The following is a 25,686-nucleotide window of genomic DNA, read 5'->3' on the forward strand; positions in this document are numbered from 1 at the left end:
AAAGGAGGAAATATCTATGTGGACAAAAGATGTTTTTGATGTTGAAAAACCTGTATTAGGAATGGTCCATTTTCTACCGCTTCCAGGTACTCCACTTTACGACTCTGATGGAGGAATAGAAAAAATTAGAAAATATGCTCTACAAGATGCACAAAATCTAGCTAAGGCGGGATTCGATGGTTTAGTCTTCAGTAATGAAGGAGACAGACCATATTTAAGCAATGTATCAAAATTTGACGTAGCCTTAATTTCACGTTTGATTTATGAAACTTCTAACAAAGTTGGACTGCCTTTCGGCGTATCTGTACTTGCTGATTCTGAAGCAGCTTTTTCTGTTGCTGAAGCTGTAAATGCTAATTTCGTAAGAACATTCCTTTCTTGGGTATTTGTAACAGACTGGGGAATTGTAGAACCACAAGCAGGAAAACTTCAGAGATTCAAGGCACAAATTAAGGGCAAAAGTAAGATAATAGCTAATATATCTGGACATTCAGTACCTTTGGGAGAAAGAGATATTGGAGATATAGCAAAAGCTGCAATTTTTTTTGGACTAGCCGATGCAGTTTGTCTTGCAGGTACAACTGCTGGAGCTCCTGTGAATGAAGAAGATATTATTAAGTCAAAAAAGAAAGTGGGAGAAATTCCGGTATTTATTGGTACAGGTGTAAACATAAAAAATGTCGAAAAAATGCTCAGTATTGGGGACGGAGTAATTGTAGGCACAAGTTTAAAAATTGATGGAGATACTTTTAAGCCAATCGACTTTGAGAAAGCATGCTCATTTGTAAAGGAAGTTAAAAGAATAAGGGGTTGAACTTATGGAAATCTTATCTACAAGAAATTTAACGAAAGAGTTTCCAGGAGTATTGGCACTTGACAAAGTAAATTTTAATTTAGAAGAGGGAGAAATTCACGGCCTTGTTGGAGAAAATGGTGCAGGTAAATCGACACTTGTTAAAGTTCTATCTGGTGTATACCCACCCACCCATGGTGAAATATATATAAAAGGTGAAAAAATAAGCTTTAATTCTCCAAAAGACTCTTTAAATTTGATAGGTGTTGTTTATCAAGAAAGAGAATTAATTCCTTATTTTAATGGTATTCAAAACCTTTTTTTAGGTCAAGAAAAAAGTAGAATGGGTTTCTTATCAATTAAAGAAATGATGGAAGAAGCTTTGAATTTTGCAAAAAAATATGACGTTGAAGCAGACTTAAATACCCCAGTATCTCAACTTAATAGTGGAAAACAAGAGATGATAACTATTCTTAAGATTCTCTTTAGGAAACCAAAAATCATGATTTTTGATGAACCTACTGCTCCTCTTAGTTTGAAAGAAAGTGAAACTTTGTTTAATCTCATAAGGCAGTTGAAAAAAGAAGGAATAACTATTCTTTACATTTCTCACAGATTGGAAGAAATCGAAAATCTATGCGATAGAATAAGCATTTTGAGAAATGGAAAAATGGTATGTACTGTTAAAAAAGGGGAATTATCCCAAAAAGAAATAATCGAATTAATGATCGACAAGGAATTTACTGATCAATACCCTATTATAGATAGAACAATCGGATCAGATTTACTTAACGTAAAAAACTATTGTTGCATCAAAAAAGGAATAGAAGACATTTCTTTTCATATAAGAGCTGGTGAAATTGTTGGTTTCGGAGGTCTTGTAGGTTCAGGAAGAACTGAATTAGCAAAAGCTATTTTTACAGGTACAAAAAAAGATCAGGGCATTGTCTATCTCGGTAATCAGAATTTGAAATCAAAAAAACCTTCACACAATATTAATCAGGGCTTAGTTATGGTACCTGAAGATAGAAGAAACGAAGGCACTCTTGTTCAATTATCTGTAAGTGAAAACTTATCTTTGCCTCATCTTAATAATATGAGTAGTTTTGGTTTTCTAAATTTCGATACCATAAAAGAACATGTCAGTAATATTGTAAAGGCTCTGTCTATTAAAATTTTCTCTCTTAAACAAAAAGTATGGACTCTAAGTGGTGGAAATCAACAAAAAGTTTCTTTAGGTAAATGGTTTGGCAAGGACGCAAAAGTATGGATATTTGATGAGCCAACTCAAGGTATCGATGTTGAAAGCAAAAGAGAAATATATTTAATCATGCAGAAGTTGGCAAAAGATGGTTGTGGAATTTGGTTTATAAGTTCAGATCTTAGAGAGTTAACGGCTATTTGTAATAGAGTATATATAATGAAAGATTTCAAGATTGTTTCTGAATTCTCTAAACCATTTGATAGTAAGGCTTTATTATCTGCAATGTTAGGAGGGAATATAGATGGATAAAGGTGCTCTTAAATTTCGAACTTTCTTTATAAAGTACGGAACCCTCTTGTCTGTTTTAATTTTATTGATTATATTTTCTTTGTTTGTTCCAAATTTTTCAAATCCTCAAAATTTAATTAATATTTTGCGACAAATGGCTTTACTAACAATCATTTCTGAAGGATTTACTATGTGCTTAATCGTTGGCGAACTAGATTTATCATTTGCAAATGTTGCAAGTTTAAGTAGTGTTGTTGTAGCTACTATGTTGGTTAATAAAGCTAATCCTTTGTCTGCAGTTCTCTTAACCTTATTAATAGGATTTGTTTTTGGATTAGCAAATGGTCTTTTGATAACAAAAGTTGGCATTTCAGCCATGATAGTTACTCTAGCTACTGGAATAATTGCTCAAGGTTTGGCTTTTATGTATACAAAAGGAGTTTCAGTGTATGGATCTATGCCTAAAGGATTTTTAACTCTGGGAAGAGGAAGTGTAGGACCTATTCCTTCATTAGTTATTATAATGGCTTTAGTTGTTGTTTTTTTCCATATATTAACAAATAGAACAAAGGTCGGAAAATACATGGAAGCAACTGGACAAAACCCTACAGCAGCATATCTTGCCGGCATTTCGGTAAATCTATATAAAATTTTAGGCATGATTTTTTCCTCTCTTGGAGCAGCTTTTGTGGGAATTTTGTTAACTTCAAGATTGGGTTCTGCTACCCCTACTGGAGGGGCTGGTTTTTTAATGGACGGCTTTGCAACTTCCTTACTTGGAATGACTGTTTTAGGTCTAGGAAGAGCTAGTCCTTTTGGAACATTCATAGGAGCTTTACTTATTGGCCTTCTTAATAATGGTATGACTTTGCTAGGAGCACCATATTATATTCAAGATATAACCAAAGGTTCTATTATAATACTCGCAGTAGCAATAACTTCTTCTCAAAGTAGAAAATTAGGAAAGTAATTAATTTAGGAGGTGACGTTATGGTTTGGAAAAAAGGTATGCTTCTTGTAAGTATTTTTATGTTTATTGTCATTTTTAGTTTTTCATCAGACATTACTGTCGGATTCATCGCAACAAATCTTGCTGCAGAAGCGCAAGCAAGAGTGGCAGAATCCTTTGATAAATTGGCAAAGGACAAAGGGTGGAAAACAGTAATTTTGAATTCTCAAGGTTATTACGAAACTCAAGCAAATCAATTAGAAAACCTTGTCCAAATGAAAGTTGATGCTATTGTTATGGCAATGGCTCACCCTCTTGAGGTCAAACCCTCACTTGATAAAGCTATAAAAGCAGGTATTCCGATAATAACTATAGACTCAGGCTACGTAGATGGAGTAGTTGCAGATATTACAGCCGATAATTTTGTAATAGGTGCTAAGATGTCAACATATTTGGTTGATTCTTTAGGAGGCCAAGGAAATATAATTGTCATAAAGTTTGAGCCCCACCATGGTACGAGAAAAAGAGGAAAAGTGCTAGATGTTGTACTTAGTGAATACCCTCAAATAAATGTACTTGCAGAATATACATTAGCAGTAGGCGCAAATTTTGTAGAAAATACAAGATCAGCAATGGAAACATATGCTTTGAAATACGGGAAGCAATTAGATGGTGTATGGTGTGCTTTCGATCAACTTGCATACGCTGCAAGTGACGTTTTACAAGAATATGGTTTAAATGATGTTATTGTTGTTAGTGCCGATGGAAATCAAGAAACCTTTCGGAGAATAAAAGAAAAAACTATGACGGCTACTGTAGCTCAACCTTTTGAAGAAATGGCTTCTAAAGCAATTTCACTAGTAGAAGACATTGTTGTGAAAGGTATGTCAATAGAACAAGCTGCTCCAAGAAAAATTATTTATCTTGATGCACCTTTAGTAGATTATTATAGTCTTCCATAATAATGAGAAATGATCGGCGGAATATTAAACATTCCGCCGATCATTAGTTTTAAATTTATCAATAAAGATGGTGATAAACTTATGTTTTATCTAGGTGTGGATGTAGGAACTTCAACAATGAAAGCAACCGTTTTAAATGAAGAAGGAAGAATAATTGTTAAAAAAGCTGTCCCTTGTGAGCTCTTAAATCCTAAACCCGGTTTTTTTGAAGTTGATGCCAACAAAAGTTGGAAGGAAGGATTTATAAAAATATGTGAATATATTAATAAGGAAGTCCCTTTGCAAAATATCAGATCAATATGTATTAGCTCAGTCTGTGCATCTTTTGTGCCTGTAAATAAAAAATTAGATCCTTTATATAATGCGATATTATATGGAATTGATAGTAGAGCAATAAAACAAATTGATAGATTGAATAAAATGTATGAAAAAAAATATCTTGTAGATTTATTGGGAGGAATTTTTACTACACATTCTGTTCTTCCCAAATTCCTATGGCTAAAAGAAAATAAACCAGAAATATGGGAAAAAACTTCTTTACTTCTTGAAAGCTCAAATTTTATTTCTTCTTGGTTAACTGGAAAAACTGCATGGGATTTTCCAACAGCTTCGGGAGCTGGCCTAATAAACTTACAAGAAATTCGTTATGCCTCAGAAATTTTTAAATCTTGTGGATTTGATGAAAATAAACTTCCTCCGTTAAAATGGCCTTTAGAAGTATTGGGAGAAGTTTCATATGAAGCTTCAAAAAAAACGGGATTGAAAAAAGGAACCTTCGTTCTTGTCGGCGCTTGTGATATTAATGCTGAGCTCATAGCCTGTGGTGTTATCACTCCTGGAAAAATAGTAACAACATATGGCTCGACTACCAGTTTTATATTATTAACTGATCACATTTTAAAAATAGAAGGTTTTAGAAATAGTCTTTCTTCTTTTAAAGATTTGCGAGTTTTGGGAGGGGCTACTTCTTCTGGTGCTCGATTTTTAAAATGGATGGGGAATCTATTATCTATCTCAGTCCCTTTTGACACACAAAAGGGTTTTAAAAGGCCTACAGGTTTATTAATACATCCTTATTTAGATGGAGCAAGGACGCCATATGATAATCCACAAGCTCGTGTCACCTTCTATGGAATGACGAGCAAAACAACTGCAGAAGAACTTTTCTTAGCTTCATTTGAATCCCTTGGGTATGAATTAGCATCAATGATTAAGAAAATTAAAAGTAAATATTCTGTTTCAAATGAAATGCATAGCATTGGTGGATTATCCCATAATGATCTTTTGATGCAAATTGTAGCAGATATTACAGGAATTCCTAATAAAATTCATCAGAATATCGATACCTCCTTTGGAGATGCTCTGATGGCAATGACAGTGGATGTATCCTTACTAAAAATACTTAAAATGGATTGCATTTCTAGAGAGATTTGCGAAAATAAAATATTTAGTCCTTCAGAATCCATACACGATGAATACATTAATTTATTAGAAAAATTCGAAAGATTGTATCTTTGTATAGAAACTTTTAATAAATAATTTAAACATTAATAATAACTTTCTACAAATAAATTGATTCTTCCCCAATTTCCAAAAAAATATAATTATAATATATATTAATTACCAAGCGTAAAGGAAAGAGATGGAATACATGAAATTTAATAAAGTCAACATAGTTTTGTCGTAAAGGCCCATACAAATAATTTAGGGCAAAGGATATTGAAGATATTGAATATACCTATTCCGAAAGTGATAACGCCCTATGAAGAATTCAAAGAAACATTGAAGATTTGATGCAAAAAAACCAAAACGGCTATTAATAAAAAAAGAGGGATATGTAGCGACACTTTTGAAAATCCCTTCTTTCATTTGTTTATGACCATTTTATAATTATTACACCTTTGTAACTGTCAACCTCAGCAAAATATCTAACTCTCTTCGAAAATAAAAAGCCAGGACTACTCTGGCTTTTTTGTTTATTTATATATTTTTGAAATCTATTTATTTATTAATTTTTTTTCTATTTCTAACACAACTGCTTCTGCCGTAGCTAAGTTTGTGGCAAGTGGAATGTTGTGGACATCACAGATTCTAAGAACTGCAGAAACATCTGGTTCATGGGGTTGTGCAGTTAAAGGGTCTCTTAGAAAAATAACAAAGTCTACTTTTCCGGAAACAGCTAATGCACCTATTTGTAAGTCTCCCCCTAAAGGTCCAGATTCAAAAGTTTGAATATCTAAACCGATTTTTTCCTTTAATATTGTGCCAGTTGTTTTAGTAGCATATATTTTGCATTGTTTGAAAACGTCTTTCCATTCCTTTACAAACATTACAAGATCTAATTTTTTCTTATCATGAGCAATCAAAGCTACATTAACCATGTTTTTCCCCCTACTATTTCCTTACTTAAAATGGGGGGATTATTTTCCCCCTTTAATTGTTTTTTAAAATTCTGATTGACTCAATTTAGTAACCAATTTAACAACATTTTCTACATCATTATAAGAAACCATCTCATGTGGAGAATGTATATATCTTGTGGGTATAGAAATAGTACAGCTTGGAATTCCAGATTTTGTCCTTTGGTAACCTGCAGCATTCGTGCCACCAAAAGTTAAGACCTCAAGTTGATATTTTATGCCATTTTTAACAGCGGTATTCTTTATCCATTCCACAACTTCTCTATCGCTTACAGAATAATTGTCCTTTATTTTTATACATGGTCCTTTACCTAAGGACATACTCATTCTTTTCAATGCCTTAGGAGTATCAAGAGAATCCGTAACATCAATTGCAATAGCTCTATCTACATCGTAATCGTAAGATGAGACAAATGAACCAACTAACCCCACTTCTTCTTGAACGGTAAAAGCAAATATAACATTATGAATATTATGGATATTTTTAATTGATTCAATTAAAATGGCGCACCCTATTCTATCATCCATTGCTTTTGAGACGCAGTATCTACCATAATCAACAAATCCATCCCAGAAGGTTCCGAAGGTGCCAATTGGGACAATTTTTTCTGCATCCTCTTTTGAGTCAACGCCTATATCTACATACATATTATCTAAAGATAAATTTTTATAATTTTCTTTCAATTCTTTTTCAGTTTCACCTTCTATACCAACTACCCCTATTCTTCCATTAAAATTAAGCCTTGTACCTACAAGGTTAAGAGGATTTTGTCCACCTACTTGTTCTATTTTTAAAAATCCACCATCGAGTATGTGAGTAACTACTACACCTATTTCATCCATATGGGCATCAAACAATACAGTTTTGTTGGAAGTTCCTTTTTTTATAGCGATTAAATTTCCTAATTTATCGATTTTTATTTCATCCACATAATTTTCTATCTCTTTTTTTATGAATTCTCTGACAGCAGTTTCTCTACCACTTGGAGCAGATATTTCTGTTATATTTTTTATTAATTCTTTCATTAAATTGCCACCTCACTTTAATTTTAACTATTTAAAGAACTTTACTTAGAAAATAAGTGTCGATAATTAAATTTCTTACTAATTCAAAAGTATTTTCATAGTCTTTTAAGTTCATTATTGATTGTGGAGAATGTATATATCTACAAGGAACAGAAATCACTCCTGCAGGTATTCCATACAACGTTTTAGCTAATTGAGCAGCGTCTGTTCCGCCCGCAGTTCTCATTTTATATTGAAAGGGTATATTTATTTTTTTTGCTGTTTCTACTATTGCATCAAAAATTTCTTTTTTAATAACTAAACCACTATGCATAAAAGTTATAACCGGTCCATTTCCCAAATGTGTGGCCCATTTATCTGGTGTGTTTTCTGGGTTATCTCCAGCGGTTGTACCTTCTAATACTATAGCAACATCTGGTTTTACTCTCGATGCTGCAACTCCTGTTCCTCTTAATCCAACTTCTTCTTGCGTAGCAAAGTTAAAATAAATATCATAAACTGGTCTTTCATTACTATTATAAAAAAAATCTATGATATCAAGCATTATTGAACATCCTACTCTGTCATCAAATGCTTTTGAAACAGCAAAATTTTCCTCTTCATAATAATTTGTATCAAAAATTACCATATCACCCAATCGAACTTTTTTTGATGCTTCTTCTTTACTCGAAAAACCAGCATAAACTTTGATATTTTCATATTTAATAACTTTGGAAGTATCTTTATCCAAATGAATAGGTGTCGAATTTACTATAGCTGGGATTTCCCCTTCTATTTTAAAACGTTGACTTTTTATGACTCTTGGATCCACTCCTCCTACTGGAGATATTCCAAAAGTACCATCATCGTTTATTTTTGTTATCATAAAGCCCACTTCGTCCATGTGAGCATCTATCATAATCTTTTTTGAAGAGTCTTTACCTTTTAAAAAACATATTAAATTTCCCAAATTATCTTCATATGTTTCATCAACTTTATTCTCAACTTTTGATTTGATATATTGTCTTACTTTTTCTTCTCTTGAAGAAATACCCGGTAATTCTGTTAAATCTTTTAAATACGTTCTCATTATTCATCATCTCCTCTTTTGAGACCGACGTTAAGAGCATATAATGACAATAATCTTGCACTTTCTTCTACATCTTTTATGTCTACTACTTCATTAGGAGAATGCATATTCAATATAGGAACTGAAACAACGCCAGTTTTTATTCCTGTACTTACTATTTGTACGATATCTGCTTCTGTCCCACTTCTTCTTGAGATAGGATCTATTTGATATTTTATATTGTTATTTTCTGCAACTTTAATAAGATCTTCATATACACTTTTTGTCACCGGAATTCCTAAACTAATAACTGGTCCTTCACCTAATTTAAAAGAACTAACATTTTCAGCAATGGTTTCACCAAAAGTTACATCAACAATAATAGCATAATCTGGTTTTAAGTATTCAGCACTACCTTTAGCGCCAACTAAGCCAACTTCTTCTCCTTTATTGAAAGATAAAATAACTTCGCCCTTAAATTTTAAATTATGTAGATATTCTAAAGTTTTTATAAGGACACAAACACCTACTCTATTATCCATAGACTTTCCAACGATTTTATTGTCTTCCAAATCTATTGCATTTATTTGTATAACTCCCATATCTCCTACCGTAATGTCTTTGGTTCCTCCAGAAATAGAAAAATCAACAAAAAGTTCATCTAAAGATGGAGACTTTTCTTGATCTTCTTTTTTTTGTAAATGTGGAGCTAAAAAACCTATTATACCAATTTTTTCTTTTTTCTCCGTTTTGAAAACAACTCTTTTTCCTACAAGGGTTCTTGGATCTATGCCTCCAACTGAATGTATTCTAACAAAGTGTTCATCTATAATGTTTGATACGATAATCCCTATTTCATCTACATGAGAAAAAAAGGCAACTTTAGGAGTTCCCTCACCATATCTGACAATCAAATTACCTATGCCTATTTTTTCTATTTTTAAGTCGGGACTTATATTATTTATGTATCTTTTAATTAAAGGAAAGACATTATTCTCAAAAGAAGAAACTCCAAAAGAATCTGAAAGGTTTTTAATAATAGTCTTAGTTTCCATATTTTCCTCCTTTTTATTACTCTAATACTCACTTCAAAAATTCCAATTTCGTTACTTGTAGCCAAGGGAGAGGGAGAGTGCTCCGCCCTGAACCCATTTTAAATTCAAAAGTTTATTTTTAAAAAATTCTTATTTCTAAAGTTCGTAATTACTCTACAATTCAACTGGTTCTACTAAAGCCTTTTCTTCTTCTATTCTTATAGAAATAGGAGTTCTTGGCCATTCATAATTAAAAAAAGGAATGCCTGCAATTTCTACCAAAGGAGAGTTCATTTCATAAGCAATGATAAATACATTTTTTCTCTGTGTTAAACCCGCTCTTATAGTTCCGTATACTTTTCCGAATATTATTATACTTCCACCAGCGTTTACCTCAGCACCTTGATTTACATTTCCAAAAACAATAATGTCCCCCGGATTTTGAATGATTTGTCCAGACCTCAAATGTTTCCTGTAAATTTGAGTACTAGAAAGGTTTAGCTCTTTATTTCCAACTTTTCCTTCGGGAATTTTTCCGAAATAAGCTCCTGCAACATTTAATTCAAAGTTTTTTGCATATTTTATAATATTGTTCAAAAGATTATGTTGAGAGCCATCTTCAAAATATACATAAAAGCTATCACCGATATTAAAAAAACTTTTCATTTTTACTAGTTCTTTCTTAAAATAATTAAAAAGTTCTTTTTGAGTGTATCCTTTTGAAAAATAAAAAATAATGTCACCATCAATAATCTTAGCATACACGGGTTCTTCCATTGAAATCCCCCCCAATAACAAATTTTTCTCCAATAAAAAGTATCAGTTAAGACTATATATATAATAACACAATTTATAATTAAAATAATATAAATAGTTATTAAAAAAATGATAATTGACGACACTATAAAAATATGATACAATTAAACGGAAATAAGAAAGAACCATGTGATTTAACAATTCAAAAATTTTTTATTTTTTAAAATAAAAAATTTTGAGAAAGGGCTTAAAAAGCGAAGCCCTTTTGTGTTTTTAAAATTTTATGAAAATATTTTGGAGGTGCATTTATGTTAGAAAGGATACCTGATTTTATAAACTTTGGACCTGCTGGCGCAGCTGATGCCGGTAATGTTGTTGAACAAGCACAAGCAGTTCCTACTGGTGGCGGAGGTTTTGGAGGAATACTTTTCTTTTTGGTTATCATAATTCTAATGTGGGTTATGCTATTTCTTCCACAAAGAAGACAAGAAAAAAAGCATAAGGAAATGGTCGCAAGTCTAAAGAAGGGTGATAAAATTGTTACTTCTTCCGGAATAATAGGAAAAATAATTTCTATTACAAACGATAGAATTAGAATTTTAACGGGGGAAAAAACAGAAATAGATATTACAAAAAATGCTATTGCGGGAATACTTTCTAAAACATCTGCTGAGGAATCTGAGACAGAAGCTAAAGAAAGTAAAACCACCGAGGAAGAAAAGTGAGCCTTTTATTAATATTTTACCTTAATTTATAGAAGGGGTGGAAGAGGTGAGAAATCGCAAAGTAAGACTAATATTAAGTATAGTTGTTCTTGTTTTTGCTGTGTTAGGTATTCTTTTACCACTCTCTGAAACAAAAAACGATGTAAGTATATTTAAATATTTTTCAAATATAAATCTTGGTTTAGATATTCAAGGCGGGAGCTCTTTAGAATACAGTTTAGATCTTCCTGAGAATGTTGAAAGTCAAGAAGTTATTGATAATGTCATAACAGTTTTAAGAAGAAGGCTTGACAATGCTGGATATACAGAAGCGATTGTAACAGAAGTCGTTTCTGGTTCAGAAAGGAGAGTTCGTGTTGAAATACCTGGTATCTCTGATACTCAAAGAGCCGAAGAACTTATTGGAAGTAAAGGTAAGTTATATTTTGCCGAAGTTATTGAAGTTATAGAATCAACGACTCCTCCACAAATCCCAAGAAACAGAATCGTTGCCTTGAACGGAGAGGAAGTTGAATTATATAGCTATGTAAGAGATAGTAGAAATCCGAACATTTGGTATAGAGTAAAAAATGTTTTTGAATTTGGAAACACCCCTTTTCAAATTACCGGATTGGACGTGACAGATGCGAGAGCATCGTTGAACCCTCAAGGAGCAGGTTTTGTAGTTAATCTTACCTTTAATGCCGAAGGTAGAAATAAATTTGAACTTGCTACAGCCAATTTGATAAATAAACAAGTAGCAATAATTTTGGATAATGAAGTCATTATAGCGCCTGTTGTGAGAGAAAGAATATCAGAAGGAAGAGCAGAAATTAGCGGCATAGAAAGTATGCAAGAAGCTCAAAATATAGCTGTATTAATAAAATCTGGTAACTTACCAGTTGATTTAATAAAATTTCAAGAAAGAACTATCGGTCCTACCCTGGGAAGAGATATAGTTACTACAATAGTAAATGCAGGTATTATAGGATTGATAATTGTCATGATTTATATGATTGTAGTTTATCGCTGGATGGGAGTAATAGCAGATATAGCTCTTATATATAATACACTTTTACTTATGGGTGTTTTAAGTTGGACGGGAGCTATTTTAACTTTACCTGGTATAGCTGGTATAATACTAACTTTTGGAACAACAGTAGATGGAAACATAATTATTTATGAAAGAATAAAAGAAGAGTTAAGAGTAGGGAGACCCCCTTTAACTGCTGTAAAGTTTGGGTTTAATAAGGTTTTTTCTACTATATTTGACGCTAATTTAACAACTATTTTAGCTGGAATTGTACTTTATTTCTTTACATCTGGAAGTATTAGAGGTTTTGCAATAACTTTAGTTATAGGAGTGTTAGGTGCGATGTTTACAAATCTTGTTGTTACAAGAGTTATGTTGGAGAGTACGTCGCATTTTATAAAACCTGAAAAATATGTAAAAGGAATTGTTATTGAACAACGGGGGGATCAATAATGCCTAACTTAGATTTTGTTGGAAAAAGAAAGTTTTTTATTTATTTATCACTTATTTTAATAATTTTTTCAGTAATTTTGTTTTTTGTCAAAGGGTTTAATGTAGGTGTTGATTTATCTGGTGGAAGTGAAATAATAGTTTCTTTTGATAATGAGTATACTATAGATGAAATAAGAAGTGCTTTACAAAGTTTAAACCCAGCGTATGCAACTGCAAGGATTATAAAAACAGACTTAGGAACTGAGTCCAATAACAGAAGCTATTATGTCATTACTGTTAGCGATACTTTTCCAACATCTAATGAAAAACAATCATTTATAAACGGGTTAGAGAGTATCTTTCCGAACTCTGGTTTACAAGTTGAGCAATTTAACGATGTTTCTGGGTATGCCGCCACTGAGATTAGGTCTTATGCGTGGTATGCAATAATTATAACCTTGGCTGTATTGTTAGTTTACATAACCATTAGATTTCAATTTTCTTTTGCACTTGGTTCAATAATAGCTTTAGCACACGATATCATAATAACTTTAGGTTTGTATTCTCTTTTTGGCATAGAAATCAATTTAACAGCTATAGCGGCGTTACTAACCTTGGTAGGTTATTCGTTAAACGATACCATAGTTGTATACGATAGAATTAGAGAGAACAGAGCCAAAAACAGGAACAACCCTATAGAAGATACGATTAATAAAAGTATTAACGAAGTAATAATAAGGAGTTTAAATACTTCTATAACAACTTTCATAGTTGTATTCTTGATGTTACTGATTGGGGGAAGATCAATAGCTCCCTTTGCTTTTGGAATGACGGTAGGAGTTATAGTAGGAACATATTCATCTTTATATATCGCAAGCCCTATCGTTATAGGTATGGTGAACAGATCTAATAAAAATAAAAAGGCGAAAAAAGCATATAATAAATGATACTAAATAGAAATATAAAATAGTCCTCTTATTTTTTAGAGGACTATTTTAGTTTAGACCGATTATGAGGAGGCGTATAACTTGAAAGGTATGGTTAAAATAATAGGCATAAAAAAAGAAAAAGATAAATATTATGTCGATATAGAAAATTCTCCTTTTTATCCTGATGGAAAAGGAGGTCAACTCGGAGATAGAGGGAAAATAGCCGAAGCTAATATATTGGAAGTAAAAGAGGGATATGTTGTTTTAGATAAAGAAATGAAAATAGGTGAATATGAATATGAAATAGATGAAGATAGAAGGTTTGATATTTCCCAGCAGCATACAGCGCAGCACATATTATCTGCTGCTTTCGAAGATATAGCTTCATTAAAAACAGAAAGTTTTAGAATGGATGAAGAATATTCTACTATAGACTTGAATAGTACAAATATATCAGAAGAAATTTTAGAAAAGGCAGAAAATCTTTCAAATGAGATAATATCTCAATGCCTAAATGTTGAAGAAATAATGGTTGAAAAAGAAGATTTAGAAGATTTTAAATTAAGGAAGTCCCTTAGTGAAAAAGTTATTGGTAAAGTAAGACTTATAAAAATAAGTGACTTTGATATATCAGCCTGTGGAGGATTCCATGTAAAAAATACGGGCAATATAAACTTAGTAAAAATAATCAATACTGAGAAGGTAAAAGGAGATTTAACAAGAGTATATTTTTTAGCAGGTAAAAGAGCTTTAAAAGATTATTATCAAAAACATCTCATGCTACAAAGAATTTCTTTAAAATTAACTTCTGGACTTAACGATTTAGAAAGAAAAATTGAAACTATGATTCAGGAAAATAAAGAAAATAAAAATCACCTGAAAAAGTTAGCTGAATATGCGGGAGAATATGTTGCAAAAGAACTTATGAATAATCCCATTATTATTCGAAACAAGAAAATAGTATATTTTAAAAAAGAAAACGAAGCAGCAGATTTTTTAAATAATTTTATAGATCTGGATCAATTCATGCTGATAGTAGAAGATGAAGAAAATCACACCTTTTCATTTTTTTCAAGGTCGTTTAGTTGTAAAGAGCTAATTGAAAAAATTAAAAATAAATATGGGAATGAGATAAAAGGTGGAGGTAGTGAAGTAAGAGGGAATATAAAAGGGGAATTAAAAGTCGAAGATATTATAAAGGTTTTAAACGACTTTTAATTCCAAATATTTCTCTTTATTTTAATTTAATAATTTTTACAAAATAATCTTCAAAATTTTTCAAATCAGTTTCTTCTGAAAATATTACATTTGTATATGGGTCAAAAGTTTTTCCACTCGAATATAGTTTTGTATTTGGATCTATTTCAAGTAGCTTGTTAATTTCCTCTTCTTTCAAATAAATCGTTTTTGGAGAAATTTCTACTTTTTCTCCTAAATTGTCTTGGATAAATTGGTCTAAAGAAATTTTTTCGTTTCCTTCATATATAACGTATTTTAAAACATCAATAAAAATTTCAGGGGGATAACTTCCTGTTATTGCTCCAAAAGGATTTTGTTCTGAATCAAAAAATATAAAAGTGGGAGTATATCTTGCACCCAAAGCGTAAAACAACTGTCCGTGTGTATATTCATTGCCTTGAAAAATAGCCTTTTCGTTTGTTGGATATATTTCAACAAAGACATATTCTGTTCTTAGCCAATTTTGAACTTCTTCGTTTAAAAGAGTAGTTTGTTTGAATTGTTTACAAGCAGGGCATGTAGGAGTAGAAAACATTACAACAACGTTTTTATCAGTAAGTTTTGCCGCTGTAAAGGCATTGTTGAAATTATTGAGTACAAATTCCTCTAAAGGAACAGAAAATATAGATACAACACTAAAAATTAAAAACAAAGGAAGCAAAAACTTCTTCATATTAAAAACCTCCTTGCAAATTATTGAAAAAACCAAAAGATATTACTACTCCTACCACTATCAATAACATTCCTCCTACTATCCTCAAAGATTTTTCCCATTTTGGCTCACCGATCGTTACTTTTGAGACTATCTTGCTCACTATTCCGCTTAAAAATAAGAAAGGAATTGAAATACCAAGCGAGTATACAAAAAGCAAAAGAGCTCCTCTTACGGCATTACCTGTTGTAGTTGCTAACGTAAGAATAGAAGCTAAGACCGGACTTGCGCATGGTATCCAAATCAATGCTATTAAAATTCCAAGTAAAAAGGTTGAAAAAAAGGAAGAACTTTTATTATATCTTTTTAAATCAATTTTTTGAGTAGTAAATAAGCGTATGTTAAAAATATAGAGTAACCCAAAAAATATGATGAGGATACCTGCAATGATGTTTATTAGTATTTGATACCTTGCCAATATCATTCCTAAAGCTCCTGAAAGACTTCCTAAAAATGAAAAAAACAAAGAAAGTCCTATAAAAAATCCTACTCCTCTTTTTATAACAAGTCGAGTATTTGATATATCAGGTATAACGATTCCAAAAAATACCGGTATTAAAGGTAACACACAAGGGCTAAAAAAGGAAATTATACCTCCAAAGAGCGCTGTTATAAAACTCACAGATGTAGAAAATGATAAAGATTCCATAAAAATACTCCCCCAAAGTTGTATAATAAAAAGCTACCCTCACTGGGTATAAGAATTATATCATAATTTTTGCCTTATAATCAACAAAATAAATATGACAAAAATTATCTTTTTATTAAATGAGTTTTTCTTTTTGCAAAAATTTTGTTTTTCTTCTTTATCTTTGATTATGGATGATTATAAAAAATTAGAAGTGATTAACAGTAAATAGATAAGTTTTTATCAATTTTGAATTTATACTATATACGGGTATAATGTATTTAATATAATGTTTTATTTTAAAATATAAGAGATTTTTTTCACAAATAAATTTAATAAATATTTTAAAAACGAGAATTTTATAAAAACGGAGTTTTTGAATTTAAAATGGGTCCAGGGCGGAGTCCTCTCCCCCACCTTCGATACAAGTACCGAAGGAGTTAAAAAAATTCATAGTTAGTAAGTATTAGAGTTATGGAGGCATTTTTGAATAACTTTAAAGTTAAAAGATTGGCAAAACTTAGGTTTTGAAATTTCTAAAGTGGATAATAAAAATCATTAGAGACTTTAAAAACGAGAATTTTATAAAAACGGAGTTTTTGAATTTATAGCGGGTCCAGGGCGGAGCCTCTCCCCCACCTTCGATACAAGTACCGAAAAAGTTAAAGAAATTAGGAATTAGTAAGGATTAGAAGCGGGGAGGTATTTTGTAAAAAGTTAAACGCTGAAATATTTATAAAATGTGAAGTTTAGAATTTCTAAAGTGAGTAAAAAATCATTTAAAGGAGGGGTAATAGTGAAAAAATTTATTTCTACGAGTATTGTTCTTTGGTTAATTTGGCTATTTTTAACATCTTTTAACGTATCTGATCTAATCGTTGGCTTGTTAGTTTCTCTCGTATTAGCTTCAGTAATTTCTAAGTTTGTGAATTATGAATTTGGAATTTCTGTGTTATATAAAGCAGTAATTTTCATATTTGTTTATATTCCTGTTTTTATTTATAGGATGTTTTTATCAAACATCGATGTAGCAAGGAGAGTGTTATCCCCAGAGATTCCTTTAAATCCAGGCTTTGTGAAAATTCCTATTGATTTAGAGAGTGAAGTAGGCAAGTTTACCCTTGCAAATTCTGTTACTTTAACTCCCGGAACTTTATCTATCGATGTAGATGAAAATAATCTATATATACATTGGATTGATGTAAAAGGTAAAAATGAGGAAGAGTATAAAAAAAATGTCACAAAATCTTTTGAAAAAATTTTGGGGAGGATATTTAAATGATTGAAATCATTGTATTTATTTTAATAGGTGTAGGGATTTTGTTCTCTATTTTGCGAATGATTATAGGCCCTGCAGCCACAGATAGGGTAGTATCGTTAGATACCATGAATGTTATGATTACAGGGATATTGGTGCTTTTATCACATATTTTTAAGAGCGATTTATACCTTGATATAGCCATTGTTTATGGAGTTCTTTCTTTTTTAGAAACTGTAGTAATCGCAAGATATTTGGAGGCGAAAAAATGAATATAATTGGGTATATTTTGTTAATTATTGGAGGGGTATTTTATTTTTTAGGAGGACTTGGGATATTTAGGATGCCTGATGTTTTCAATAGAATACAGGCTGGTTCTAAAGCAACGACTTTAGGTGCTTTTTCTTTAATTTTAGGAATCGGGTTTTTAAATCCAACATGGTTTATGAAAATAATTATATTAGTTGTTTTTATGACCATAACAAATCCTGTTGGTAGTTCAACATTAGCGAGAGCTTCTTACTTACACAAGGCAAAAACAACGAAATTACAAAGAGATGATTTAAAGTTATTATATCAAGAGCAGGAGATGAGAAAAGATGATTGAAATCATCAGTGTAATAATAGGTTTTCTGATGATCTTGTTTGCTTTAATGGCCATTGAATCAAAAAAAATGCTAAACTCTATTATTTTTCTTTCTATAACCTCTCTTCTTTCAGTAGTTGAATTTGTAATAATGAAAGCCCCTGATGTTGCAATAACTCAGGCTGTTATAGGTTCGGGTTTGATGACATCTTTATTCGTTTTTACTCTAATGTTTATGAAAAAGAGTGGTGAGAATTAATGAAGAAGTTTATTTCTGCATTGTTGACATTTGCAATAGCTTTCTTTGTATTTTCTTTACTTTTTGAATCACAGAATTTGTTTCCAAAATATGGGGAGAAAGATTTAAATAGTACAGTATCTCGAAGATATGTAGACAAAAGCGTAGATGAGAATAGACCCTATCCTGAAACAGGCTCAGCGAACATAGTTACTTCTATAGTGGTTAATTATAGATCATTTGATACTTTGGGAGAGATAACTGTTTTATTTGTTTCTGCCTTAGGGGTTTCTTTACTTTTAAATATAGGTGGTGAAAGGTTAAAGTTCAGAATAAAACCTAATTTTATTTTGAGAGCAGGCGTAAGAATCATAACGGGAATAATATTAATTGTTGGTATATATATATTCATACACGGCCATTTAACACCAGGTGGAGGCTTCCCAGGAGGAGCTATGATAGCTTCTTCGATTTTATTGATGTATCTAAGTGATGATAATTTTAAAGAAAAAATGAATACTTTTAATATTCTTGAAGGAACTTCCGGAATTTTAATAATTGTTTTAGGATTAATTGGGTTGTTTGTGTTTAATTCATTTTTATACAACTTTTTACCTTCAGGGAAAATAGGAGAACTTTTCAGTGCAGGTTTAACCCCTATTTTATATGTACTTATAGGTTTAAAAGTTGGGTCGGAGTTATCGAATATTATAGGTGACTTTCTTTCAGAGGGGGAAAAAGCATGATTCAGTACTTATTTTTGGGATTATTTTTTATAGGAATATATGGGTTACTATCATCAAAAAATCTTATAAAAATGCTTATTTCTTTGAATATTCTTGAATTAGGTTTAAACCTTTTCATCATCTCTATTGGATATATAAAAGATGGTACGGCACCTATAATTACATTTGAATCTACAACTAATTACGTTGATCCTTTGCCTCAAGCTTTGGTCTTAACAGCCATAGTTATAGGGTTTGGTATCACTGCTTTAGGTCTTACTTTTATAAGAAAAATATACGAAGAAAAAGGTTCTTTAGAGATAGATGAAATTAGAGGTGGTAAAGATGATTAATCCAATTCTTTTAATAGTTATACCTTTGCTTTTTGCATTTTTAGCAACGATTTTCAAGAAGTCTTCTAAATTTTTGTTGTTAATGGCTTCTTTTTTAAATATTATATTTCTTCTTTTCGTTCAAAATGGAAGTTATGAAATTGGAGGGTGGCAACCACCTTTTGGTATCAATTTACTTGTAGATAATTATTCATTTTTTGGGATAATCTTGGTAAATGTATTATTTTTGGTTTCTATCTTAGTTGGTTTTAAAAATATAAAGAGTTATTCTATAGTTTTATTAATAGCTTTAGCAGGGTTGAACGGTATGATTCTTACTAACGACTTATTTAATTTTTATGTTTTTTTAGAAATAACAACCATCTCTGCTTACATACTCTCGACGTTGCATAAAAAATTTCTTCATACTTTTAATTATTTAATACTAAGTTCTATAGGTTCAAGTTTATATCTATTGGGAATAATAGTGGTATATAACGTTATAGGTAGTTTAAATATGGTAGATTTAGCCAATAATTTTATAAATCTGTCCTTAAATATCCAACTCTTAGTTACTATTCTTATCTTCGCGGGTCTTGCAGTTGAGGCAAAGTTATTACCTTTTAATGGATGGGTAAGAGGAATTTATTCAAATACAAATTCTTTAACGGCGCCTCTTTTTTCTGCCGTTTATGCATCAACTACTTTGTTAATTTTTGGAAGATTTTTTTCTAATATACTTCAAATTTCAGGAACTTTATTCAACATAATTATTACGATCTCGTTCATAACTTTTATCTTTGCAGAGGTATCGGCATCATCTTCAAGAAATATGAGAGAGATTCTTACCTTTTCCAGTATTGGACAAGCGGGTTTAATAACGGGCTTGTTTCTAATGGGGGGAGGATATGCTGCAATTCTTCAACTGATTAATAAAGCTTTTGCTAAAACAATAATGTTCTCTACCGCTGCTAATATATATGATAATAATTCAAGCGATGCAATAGATGCCTCTGCGGGTATTTTTAGGAAATACCCACTGGTAGGATTTGGTTTTACTGTCTCAGCTTTATCTTTGATCGGATTACCTCTATTTTTTGGATTTTACGCAAAATTTAATATAGTAAATATCGCTTTTTCTTCCAATTGGTATTTTCCTGTCTTAATACTTTTTGGTAGTTTGATTGAAGGTGTTTATTACATTAGGATGTTAGTTAAACTGTGGGTGCCTGGAGAAGAACATGAAGAAGCAACTGAAAAACTAACTACAAAATTTTCAATGAGCAAAATATTTGTTATAAATGTTTTAGCTGTAGTTATTGGTTTTTTATTGATAGTGGGAGGAATTTATCCAGAACTTTTTAGTAGCTTTGTAAATAATGCTTCTGAGACTTTAAGTAGTTTAATATCCTATATTCCACAGGGAGTGATATAGATGGCTTTGAACTCTCTTTTATTAATTGGTCTACTTGCTTCGCTTTTAACTTTTGTTTTAACCAAAGTTAATAAAAAATTGGGTAGTTACTGTACAATCTTTTCAACGTTGTTTATTTTGATATTCTTATTTGGGTATATGAACGATGCCGGAAGCATTTTCAATTTAATTAATTTTGGTGATTTTTCTTTGCAATTAGTTACTTCAAACTATGGATGGTATTTTTCCATAATAATGGTTTTAACTTATTTTCTTGTTTCTTTTTTCAATCCTTATTGGGTAGAAAAGTTAATCAATCCCGCTTCGTACAATATGCTCTATGTGTTTTCTGTAGTGTCTACTTTAGGTGTTTTTTATGCCAAAGATTTTTTGACTCTCTTTATATTTTGGGAAATGGTAGTTTGGTCATCTTTGTTTATAATCCCTCTTGGTAAATCAAGAAAGGCATCGGTAGTTTACTACACTATCAGTACAATCGGTTCCTTTTCGATGTTTTTTGCGATAATGTATTTATACTCACTTTATCAGACTTTTGATATTAATACCATTTCGCAGAATTTAATCGATAGTCCTAACACAGCAATTATAGCTTATTTTTTAATCATAATAGCCGGTCTAACAAAACTTGGTATTTTCCCATTTCACACTTGGCTCCCAATAGCTCACGGGAATGCACCTAACACCTTCTCCCCTGTTCTATCAGGTGGATTGGTTAAAATGGGAGGGTTTATTGCTTTACTGATTAGTGCGGTTATTCCCACTTCGCAGATATTTTCAAAACATATTAAAATAATTGGAGTTCCTTATGAAAATTACATAGTGATGGTGTTAGGAGCAATAAGTATAATAGTTGGAACCCTTATGGCAATAAAGCAAGAAGATGCTAAAAGGCTTATTGCTTATTCAACAGTAGCAAATGGGGGATACATATTGATTGGTATATCTCTTTTAGATCAGGTGGGATTTGCTGGTGGAATGATGCATATTTTCAATCATGCAATGGCGTCAGCTGCCATGTTTTTAACGATTGGAGCAGTGGCTTATAGAACGGGAACGACCAATATGAATGAATTAGGTGGTTTGATAAAAAAGATGCCGGTAACCTTTGCTGCTTATTTAATAGCCATAATTTCAATGGCAGGGATTCCGCCTATGAGTGGATTTGCTTCAAAATGGTTAATATTCCAAGGATTAGCAAATAAGGGTCTTATGTTTATGGCATTTGCTGCCTTTTTTGGAAGCATAGGTTCTTTCATGTATGTTTTCAGGCCATTGGCTACCGTATTTTTGGGCCAATTGTCTCCAAAGTATAATGATGTGAAAGAAGTTCCATTTTTAATGCAAATTCCAATGTTTGTAATGTCATTGCTTACAATTTATTTTGGTGTAATGCCTTCTCATATGCTGGCATTTATATCAAAAATTCAAGGTTCTTTAAATATAACACCAATAACTATAGAAGGTTCAAAAATTTATTCTTTCAGCGGTATGTGGGATTCTATCGTTATAACATTAGTTTTTGTAATAGGTTTCATTATAGCAGCCGTGATTTTTTACACACATAAAAAAGCAGAACCTGTAGATCAGATGAATACCTACACAGCAGGTGAATTTATATACGATCCCGAATCTTACCATTACGCTAAAAGCTATTACGCGCCTTTTGAAAGGCTATACAAAAATCATCCGTCTATAGAAAAATTTTATGAAGCCATAGCTCTTAGGGTAAGTGAGTTTGGGCAACTTGTGAAAAGTTGGTTTTTCTCTTCAAATGTTTCTACAGGAGTATTTTGGATCTCAGTAATAATAACAATAGCCTTTTTCTGGGGTGATAAATTATGAGTTACTTGATAGCATTATTGGTAATTATCGTTGGTTTTTTATGGCAATTAAGCTTAGATGGGATTCAAAGAAAAGTTACAGCTAAGGTTCATAGAAGAGTGGGACCTCCATGGTACCAAACATTTATGGATATATTTAAAGCGTTATCAAAATCATCCATATCCCATGGTTTTATATATGATTTTGGAGTTATGATGGCTTTAGGTGGAACAATAGCTACTTTTATGTTTTTGCCTTTTGGAAATATAGTGGCTTTTGAAGGTTTAGATAATTTCTTTGTGGTTGTTTATCTTTTAGCAGTAGGATCATTAGGTATGGCAATGAGTGCTTCTGGATCAGGAAATGCTTGGGCGGGTATAGGTATAATGAGGGCATTAACTCAAATGCTTGCCTATGAAGTTCCTTTTATGATTGTAGTATTTGCAATGATACATGCATACGGCACTTCTTCTTTAAGTGAATTAGCCCATATACAACAAATAAATGGGATTTTAGGATGGCATATCTTTACCATGCCTCTTGGTGCAATAGTAGCTTTTATCTCTCTTTTGGGTATGTTAACTAAAGTGCCTTTTGATACCCCCATAGCCCCAACAGAAATAGCTTCGGGACCTATGGTTGAATACGGAGGTAAACATTTCGGTATGTTGATGTTACAACATGAATTTGCTACTTTAGTAGAAGTAGGATTATTTGTGAACCTATTTTTAGGTGGAGGGAACTTATTGGAATATCTAATAAAATACTTTTTGGTCTATACATTAGTAACTTTAATATACAGTGTATCGGCTCGTTTTAGAATAGAAAACGTGGTTACATATTTCTACAGAGTGCCAATCATTCTTTCTCTTATTCAAACAGCTATAGTGATTTTTACAGGACTGGGGGTGAACGTATGAGTAACAAAGACCAAATAACAGAAGTAAATATTTTCGAAGAAGATTTAAACGATACTACGACGTTTTGGGAAAAGATAAGGAATATATTTAGAGGAAAATCCCTTTGGATGCTTCACTATTGTACAGGTTGCGGAGCAGTTGAGTTACCTCCTACTATGACAGCAAGATTTGACATGGAAAGATTAGGAATGGGACCTATGGCAACTCCTCGTCAAGCAGACGTTTTATTGATAACTGGTTATCTAAGCGTTAAAACATTAAGAAGAGTAATATACACTTACGAACAAATGATGTTTCCAAAATATCTTGTTGGATTCGGTTCTTGTACTATAAATGGAGGAATATATTATGATTCTTATGCTGTGATAAATAGACTCGATTACTATCTTCCTGTAGATTTATACGTTGCAGGGTGTATGCCACGACCTGAAGCAATAATGAATACTTTTAAGACCTTAGAAAACATGATAACAAAGGGTGAAGCTAATGGATGGAAAAAATATGTAGAAAACTACGAATGGTACAGAAAAAACCAGATCCGTTCCTTAGGGGAGGTGTACGTAAAAGATGAATTTCACGAATGATTCTAAAAGTATTATAAGTATCTTAGAAAAAAGCTACGATATAAAAGAGTATTCTACGCCGAAAAATAATGAAATAAGTATTACCGTTGATCAAAACGATCTACCCGCTGTATTGACTTACTTAAAGAGTTTAGGTTGGAAACAGTTAAGCTTATTGACTTGTGTAGATTGGATAAAGGAAAACAAGTTTGAATTAGTTTATATATTATTCAATTGGACAAACGCTAAAACATTCATAGTAAGAACCAAAATAGAAAGAGAAAATCCTCAATATATTAGTATAGTTAATATTTTCCCAGGTGCCAAGTACTACGAAAGAGATGTACATGAATTCTTTGGTGTAAAATTCGAAGGTAATGAGGATTCTGAAAAGCCGCTGTTTTTAGAGTTGTGGGATGATAAACCGCCTTTAAGAAAAGACTTTGATCCTTTGGAATATTCAAAAAGAAAATTTCCTGATAGACAGTACGATGTTGAAGTTGCGAAGAAAGTGGCAATAGAAGGTGAAAAAAGTGAAAGAACTTAAATTATACTTAGGGCCTAATCATCCTGGTATGCATGGTAATTACAGTGTTCACATGTATGTAGATGGAGATACCATAGTTAGAGCAAGGCCTATGCCAGGTATGTTACATAGAGGGTTTGAAAAACTTATGGAAAGAAGATATTGGATGAATAATCTTGCATTAATTCCGAGGATATGTGTTCCAGAACCAGATATAAATGAAATGGTGTATGCTATGGCGATAGAAGAATTAACCGGAGTGGAAGTACCTGAAAGAGCTCATTGGATTCGAATGATTATCTTAGAATTGGCAAGAATAGCGAATCATTTGATGTCTTTGGGAGGTATAGGTGGACCAGTAGGTTTATATACGGGACCAAATTGGGGTCTTGCTGATAGGGATTTAATTTTAGATATATTTGAAGAAATAACAGGCGCAAGAATATACCATATGTACATAGTACCAGGTGGTGTTAGAAAAGATATAAACAAAGAAACGTTAGAGAAGATCAAAAGTTTTCTTGATTACTTGGAGAGCAGACTTCCAGAGTATGAAGATTTAATACTTAAAAATCCATTAGTCATTAGAAGAACAAAAGATAAAATATTATTACCTGCAGAGGTTGTTTGGGAATTAGGCGTTACTGGTATTGGAATGAGATCAGCTGTAGGAGAAGCCTATGATATAAGAAAAGTTGATCCTTACGCAAGGTATGATCAAGTTGATTTCTACGTTCCAACTGCAAATTACTCTGATGGGTACACAAGACTCTATTTTAAATATATAGAAATATATCAGAGTATAAAAATAATAAGGCAAACAATAGAAAAGATGCCAAAAGAAGGAAAAGTATGGAACAAAATTTCTGTTGGAAATGCTTTACGATGGAGAGTGCCAAAAGGACAAGTTTATACACATATTGAATGTACCAGAGGAGAATACGGGTATTACTTGGTTTCTGAAGGAGAAGATAAACCTTATAGGGTAGCTGTTAAAGGGGCTTCGTATCCCCAAGGATTATTGGGAGTGGAAAAATATATGCCTGGAATTAGAATTGAAGATGCAGCTCTTTGGATGGAAACAATGGGAGTATGTCCTCCTGAAATTGATCGATAATAGATAAA

At 31.9% G+C, this 25,686-nt stretch carries 28 protein-coding genes; 21 read left to right on the plus strand and 7 right to left on the minus strand.

Annotation, left to right across the window (positions count from 1 at the left end):
• The 5 genes from X924_RS05050 to X924_RS05070 all read left to right on the plus strand — a co-directional run.
• Window positions 1-814: BtpA/SgcQ family protein (locus X924_RS05050; protein ID WP_121957858.1), on the plus strand; the 814-nt coding region annotated here is incomplete at its 5' end.
• A 4-nt stretch (window positions 815-818) separates the two neighbouring features.
• On the plus strand, window positions 819-2,306 hold the full coding sequence (locus X924_RS05055; RefSeq protein WP_121957859.1) for a sugar ABC transporter ATP-binding protein: 1,488 nt from the start codon (window positions 819-821) through the stop codon (window positions 2,304-2,306).
• Complete coding sequence (locus tag X924_RS05060; RefSeq protein WP_121957860.1) at window positions 2,299-3,255, plus strand: ABC transporter permease; 957 nt, start codon at window positions 2,299-2,301, stop codon at window positions 3,253-3,255. The genes X924_RS05055 and X924_RS05060 overlap by 8 nt, the downstream gene beginning before the upstream one ends.
• 20 nt (window positions 3,256-3,275) lie before the next feature.
• Window positions 3,276-4,196, plus strand: a complete 921-nt coding sequence (locus X924_RS05065; protein WP_121957861.1) for a sugar ABC transporter substrate-binding protein — start codon at window positions 3,276-3,278, stop codon at window positions 4,194-4,196.
• An 81-nt stretch (window positions 4,197-4,277) separates the two neighbouring features.
• Entirely contained in the window at window positions 4,278-5,735 is a 1,458-nt protein-coding gene (locus X924_RS05070; protein WP_158245323.1) for an FGGY family carbohydrate kinase, read from the plus strand.
• Between the two features lie 458 nt (window positions 5,736-6,193).
• Here X924_RS05070 and X924_RS05075 read toward each other — a convergent pair whose 3' ends face one another.
• The 5 genes from X924_RS05075 to X924_RS05095 form a co-directional block, all read right to left on the minus strand.
• Window positions 6,194-6,577, minus strand: a complete 384-nt coding sequence (locus X924_RS05075) for a methylglyoxal synthase (RefSeq protein WP_121957863.1) — start codon at window positions 6,575-6,577, stop codon at window positions 6,194-6,196.
• 63 nt (window positions 6,578-6,640) lie between these two features.
• On the minus strand, window positions 6,641-7,642 hold the full coding sequence (locus X924_RS05080; RefSeq protein ID WP_121957864.1) for a M42 family metallopeptidase: 1,002 nt from the start codon (window positions 7,640-7,642) through the stop codon (window positions 6,641-6,643).
• A 31-nt stretch (window positions 7,643-7,673) separates the two neighbouring features.
• On the minus strand, window positions 7,674-8,711 hold the full coding sequence (locus X924_RS05085) for a M42 family metallopeptidase (RefSeq protein WP_121957865.1): 1,038 nt from the start codon (window positions 8,709-8,711) through the stop codon (window positions 7,674-7,676).
• Window positions 8,711-9,745, minus strand: a complete 1,035-nt coding sequence (locus X924_RS05090) for a M20/M25/M40 family metallo-hydrolase (protein ID WP_121957866.1) — start codon at window positions 9,743-9,745, stop codon at window positions 8,711-8,713. The genes X924_RS05085 and X924_RS05090 overlap by 1 nt, the downstream gene beginning before the upstream one ends.
• A gap of 153 nt (window positions 9,746-9,898) precedes the next feature.
• Window positions 9,899-10,501 (minus strand): septum site-determining protein MinC, encoded by a 603-nt coding sequence (locus X924_RS05095; protein WP_121957867.1) that lies wholly within the window; start codon window positions 10,499-10,501, stop codon window positions 9,899-9,901.
• A gap of 287 nt (window positions 10,502-10,788) precedes the next feature.
• On the opposite strand from X924_RS05095, the gene yajC reads away from it, so the two are divergent.
• From yajC to X924_RS05115, 4 genes are all read left to right on the plus strand, one after another.
• On the plus strand, window positions 10,789-11,205 hold the full coding sequence (yajC, locus tag X924_RS05100) for a preprotein translocase subunit YajC (protein WP_121957868.1): 417 nt from the start codon (window positions 10,789-10,791) through the stop codon (window positions 11,203-11,205).
• A gap of 46 nt (window positions 11,206-11,251) precedes the next feature.
• On the plus strand, window positions 11,252-12,670 hold the full coding sequence (gene secD, locus X924_RS05105; protein WP_121957869.1) for a protein translocase subunit SecD: 1,419 nt from the start codon (window positions 11,252-11,254) through the stop codon (window positions 12,668-12,670).
• The gene (secF, locus tag X924_RS05110; RefSeq protein ID WP_121957870.1) at window positions 12,670-13,596 is read left to right on the plus strand and encodes a protein translocase subunit SecF; all 927 of its coding nucleotides are present in this window, start codon (window positions 12,670-12,672) and stop codon (window positions 13,594-13,596) included. Before secD ends, secF begins: the two co-directional genes overlap by 1 nt.
• A 90-nt stretch (window positions 13,597-13,686) precedes the next feature.
• Window positions 13,687-14,796, plus strand: coding sequence for an alanyl-tRNA editing protein (locus X924_RS05115; RefSeq protein ID WP_233186588.1), 1,110 nt, complete (start codon window positions 13,687-13,689; stop codon window positions 14,794-14,796).
• Window positions 14,797-14,812: 16 nt separating this feature from the next.
• On the opposite strand, the gene X924_RS05120 is transcribed toward X924_RS05115, so the two are convergent.
• Window positions 14,813-15,490, minus strand: coding sequence for a thioredoxin fold domain-containing protein (locus X924_RS05120; protein WP_121957872.1), 678 nt, complete (start codon window positions 15,488-15,490; stop codon window positions 14,813-14,815).
• A gap of 1 nt (window position 15,491) precedes the next feature.
• A complete protein-coding gene (locus tag X924_RS05125; protein ID WP_121957873.1) occupies window positions 15,492-16,178 on the minus strand; it encodes a cytochrome c biogenesis CcdA family protein in 687 nt (228 codons plus the stop codon).
• 775 nt (window positions 16,179-16,953) lie between these two features.
• Between X924_RS05125 and X924_RS05130 the strand changes: the two genes are divergently transcribed.
• The 12 genes from X924_RS05130 to X924_RS05185 are packed head-to-tail and all read left to right on the plus strand — an operon-like array spanning window position 16,954 to window position 25,678.
• Window positions 16,954-17,439 (plus strand): Na+/H+ antiporter subunit E, encoded by a 486-nt coding sequence (locus tag X924_RS05130; RefSeq protein WP_121957874.1) that lies wholly within the window; start codon window positions 16,954-16,956, stop codon window positions 17,437-17,439.
• Entirely contained in the window at window positions 17,436-17,687 is a 252-nt protein-coding gene (locus X924_RS05135) for a monovalent cation/H+ antiporter complex subunit F (protein ID WP_121957875.1), read from the plus strand. The genes X924_RS05130 and X924_RS05135 overlap by 4 nt, the downstream gene beginning before the upstream one ends.
• Window positions 17,684-18,022, plus strand: a complete 339-nt coding sequence (gene mnhG / locus X924_RS05140; protein WP_121957876.1) for a monovalent cation/H(+) antiporter subunit G — start codon at window positions 17,684-17,686, stop codon at window positions 18,020-18,022. Before X924_RS05135 ends, mnhG begins: the two co-directional genes overlap by 4 nt.
• A complete protein-coding gene (locus X924_RS05145) occupies window positions 18,015-18,260 on the plus strand; it encodes a hydrogenase subunit MbhD domain-containing protein (protein WP_199172636.1) in 246 nt (81 codons plus the stop codon). The genes mnhG and X924_RS05145 overlap by 8 nt, the downstream gene beginning before the upstream one ends.
• Window positions 18,260-18,985 (plus strand): Na(+)/H(+) antiporter subunit B, encoded by a 726-nt coding sequence (locus X924_RS05150; RefSeq protein ID WP_121957877.1) that lies wholly within the window; start codon window positions 18,260-18,262, stop codon window positions 18,983-18,985. Before X924_RS05145 ends, X924_RS05150 begins: the two co-directional genes overlap by 1 nt.
• Window positions 18,982-19,317, plus strand: coding sequence for a sodium:proton antiporter (locus X924_RS05155; RefSeq protein ID WP_121957878.1), 336 nt, complete (start codon window positions 18,982-18,984; stop codon window positions 19,315-19,317). The genes X924_RS05150 and X924_RS05155 overlap by 4 nt, the downstream gene beginning before the upstream one ends.
• Window positions 19,310-20,731 (plus strand): complex I subunit 5 family protein, encoded by a 1,422-nt coding sequence (locus X924_RS05160; RefSeq protein ID WP_121957879.1) that lies wholly within the window; start codon window positions 19,310-19,312, stop codon window positions 20,729-20,731. Before X924_RS05155 ends, X924_RS05160 begins: the two co-directional genes overlap by 8 nt.
• Window positions 20,732-22,573, plus strand: a complete 1,842-nt coding sequence (locus X924_RS05165; protein WP_121957880.1) for a proton-conducting transporter membrane subunit — start codon at window positions 20,732-20,734, stop codon at window positions 22,571-22,573.
• Entirely contained in the window at window positions 22,570-23,472 is a 903-nt protein-coding gene (locus X924_RS05170) for a respiratory chain complex I subunit 1 family protein (protein ID WP_121957881.1), read from the plus strand. The genes X924_RS05165 and X924_RS05170 overlap by 4 nt, the downstream gene beginning before the upstream one ends.
• A complete protein-coding gene (locus X924_RS05175; RefSeq protein WP_199172637.1) occupies window positions 23,469-24,056 on the plus strand; it encodes an NADH-quinone oxidoreductase subunit B family protein in 588 nt (195 codons plus the stop codon). The genes X924_RS05170 and X924_RS05175 overlap by 4 nt, the downstream gene beginning before the upstream one ends.
• Window positions 24,040-24,582: an NADH-quinone oxidoreductase subunit C gene (locus tag X924_RS05180; protein ID WP_121957882.1), complete on the plus strand. Its 543-nt coding sequence runs from the start codon at window positions 24,040-24,042 to the stop codon at window positions 24,580-24,582. Before X924_RS05175 ends, X924_RS05180 begins: the two co-directional genes overlap by 17 nt.
• Window positions 24,569-25,678: an NADH-quinone oxidoreductase subunit D gene (locus tag X924_RS05185; RefSeq protein ID WP_121957883.1), complete on the plus strand. Its 1,110-nt coding sequence runs from the start codon at window positions 24,569-24,571 to the stop codon at window positions 25,676-25,678. Before X924_RS05180 ends, X924_RS05185 begins: the two co-directional genes overlap by 14 nt.
• The last annotated feature ends 8 nt before the right edge of the window (window positions 25,679-25,686 follow it).

Origin of the sequence: Petrotoga sp. 9PWA.NaAc.5.4 (assembly GCF_002895485.1) — a bacterium.
GTDB lineage: Bacteria > Thermotogota > Thermotogae > Petrotogales > Petrotogaceae > AZRK01.

Coding starts and splice junctions, on each gene's coding strand:
- X924_RS05055 (WP_121957859.1), top strand. CDS start 819: ATGGAAATCTTATCTACAAGAAATTTAACGAAAGAGTTTCCAGGAGTA.
- X924_RS05060 (WP_121957860.1), top strand. CDS start 2,299: ATGGATAAAGGTGCTCTTAAATTTCGAACTTTCTTTATAAAGTACGGA.
- X924_RS05065 (WP_121957861.1), top strand. CDS start 3,276: ATGGTTTGGAAAAAAGGTATGCTTCTTGTAAGTATTTTTATGTTTATT.
- X924_RS05070 (WP_158245323.1), top strand. CDS start 4,278: ATGTTTTATCTAGGTGTGGATGTAGGAACTTCAACAATGAAAGCAACC.
- X924_RS05075 (WP_121957863.1), bottom strand. CDS start 6,577: ATGGTTAATGTAGCTTTGATTGCTCATGATAAGAAAAAATTAGATCTT.
- X924_RS05080 (WP_121957864.1), bottom strand. CDS start 7,642: ATGAAAGAATTAATAAAAAATATAACAGAAATATCTGCTCCAAGTGGT.
- X924_RS05085 (WP_121957865.1), bottom strand. CDS start 8,711: ATGAGAACGTATTTAAAAGATTTAACAGAATTACCGGGTATTTCTTCA.
- X924_RS05090 (WP_121957866.1), bottom strand. CDS start 9,745: ATGGAAACTAAGACTATTATTAAAAACCTTTCAGATTCTTTTGGAGTT.
- X924_RS05095 (WP_121957867.1), bottom strand. CDS start 10,501: ATGGAAGAACCCGTGTATGCTAAGATTATTGATGGTGACATTATTTTT.
- yajC (WP_121957868.1), top strand. CDS start 10,789: ATGTTAGAAAGGATACCTGATTTTATAAACTTTGGACCTGCTGGCGCA.
- secF (WP_121957870.1), top strand. CDS start 12,670: ATGCCTAACTTAGATTTTGTTGGAAAAAGAAAGTTTTTTATTTATTTA.
- X924_RS05115 (WP_233186588.1), top strand. CDS start 13,687: ATGGTTAAAATAATAGGCATAAAAAAAGAAAAAGATAAATATTATGTC.
- X924_RS05120 (WP_121957872.1), bottom strand. CDS start 15,490: ATGAAGAAGTTTTTGCTTCCTTTGTTTTTAATTTTTAGTGTTGTATCT.
- X924_RS05125 (WP_121957873.1), bottom strand. CDS start 16,178: ATGGAATCTTTATCATTTTCTACATCTGTGAGTTTTATAACAGCGCTC.
- X924_RS05135 (WP_121957875.1), top strand. CDS start 17,436: ATGATTGAAATCATTGTATTTATTTTAATAGGTGTAGGGATTTTGTTC.
- mnhG (WP_121957876.1), top strand. CDS start 17,684: ATGAATATAATTGGGTATATTTTGTTAATTATTGGAGGGGTATTTTAT.
- X924_RS05145 (WP_199172636.1), top strand. CDS start 18,015: ATGATTGAAATCATCAGTGTAATAATAGGTTTTCTGATGATCTTGTTT.
- X924_RS05150 (WP_121957877.1), top strand. CDS start 18,260: ATGAAGAAGTTTATTTCTGCATTGTTGACATTTGCAATAGCTTTCTTT.
- X924_RS05155 (WP_121957878.1), top strand. CDS start 18,982: ATGATTCAGTACTTATTTTTGGGATTATTTTTTATAGGAATATATGGG.
- X924_RS05160 (WP_121957879.1), top strand. CDS start 19,310: ATGATTAATCCAATTCTTTTAATAGTTATACCTTTGCTTTTTGCATTT.
- X924_RS05165 (WP_121957880.1), top strand. CDS start 20,732: ATGGCTTTGAACTCTCTTTTATTAATTGGTCTACTTGCTTCGCTTTTA.
- X924_RS05170 (WP_121957881.1), top strand. CDS start 22,570: ATGAGTTACTTGATAGCATTATTGGTAATTATCGTTGGTTTTTTATGG.
- X924_RS05175 (WP_199172637.1), top strand. CDS start 23,469: ATGAGTAACAAAGACCAAATAACAGAAGTAAATATTTTCGAAGAAGAT.
- X924_RS05180 (WP_121957882.1), top strand. CDS start 24,040: ATGAATTTCACGAATGATTCTAAAAGTATTATAAGTATCTTAGAAAAA.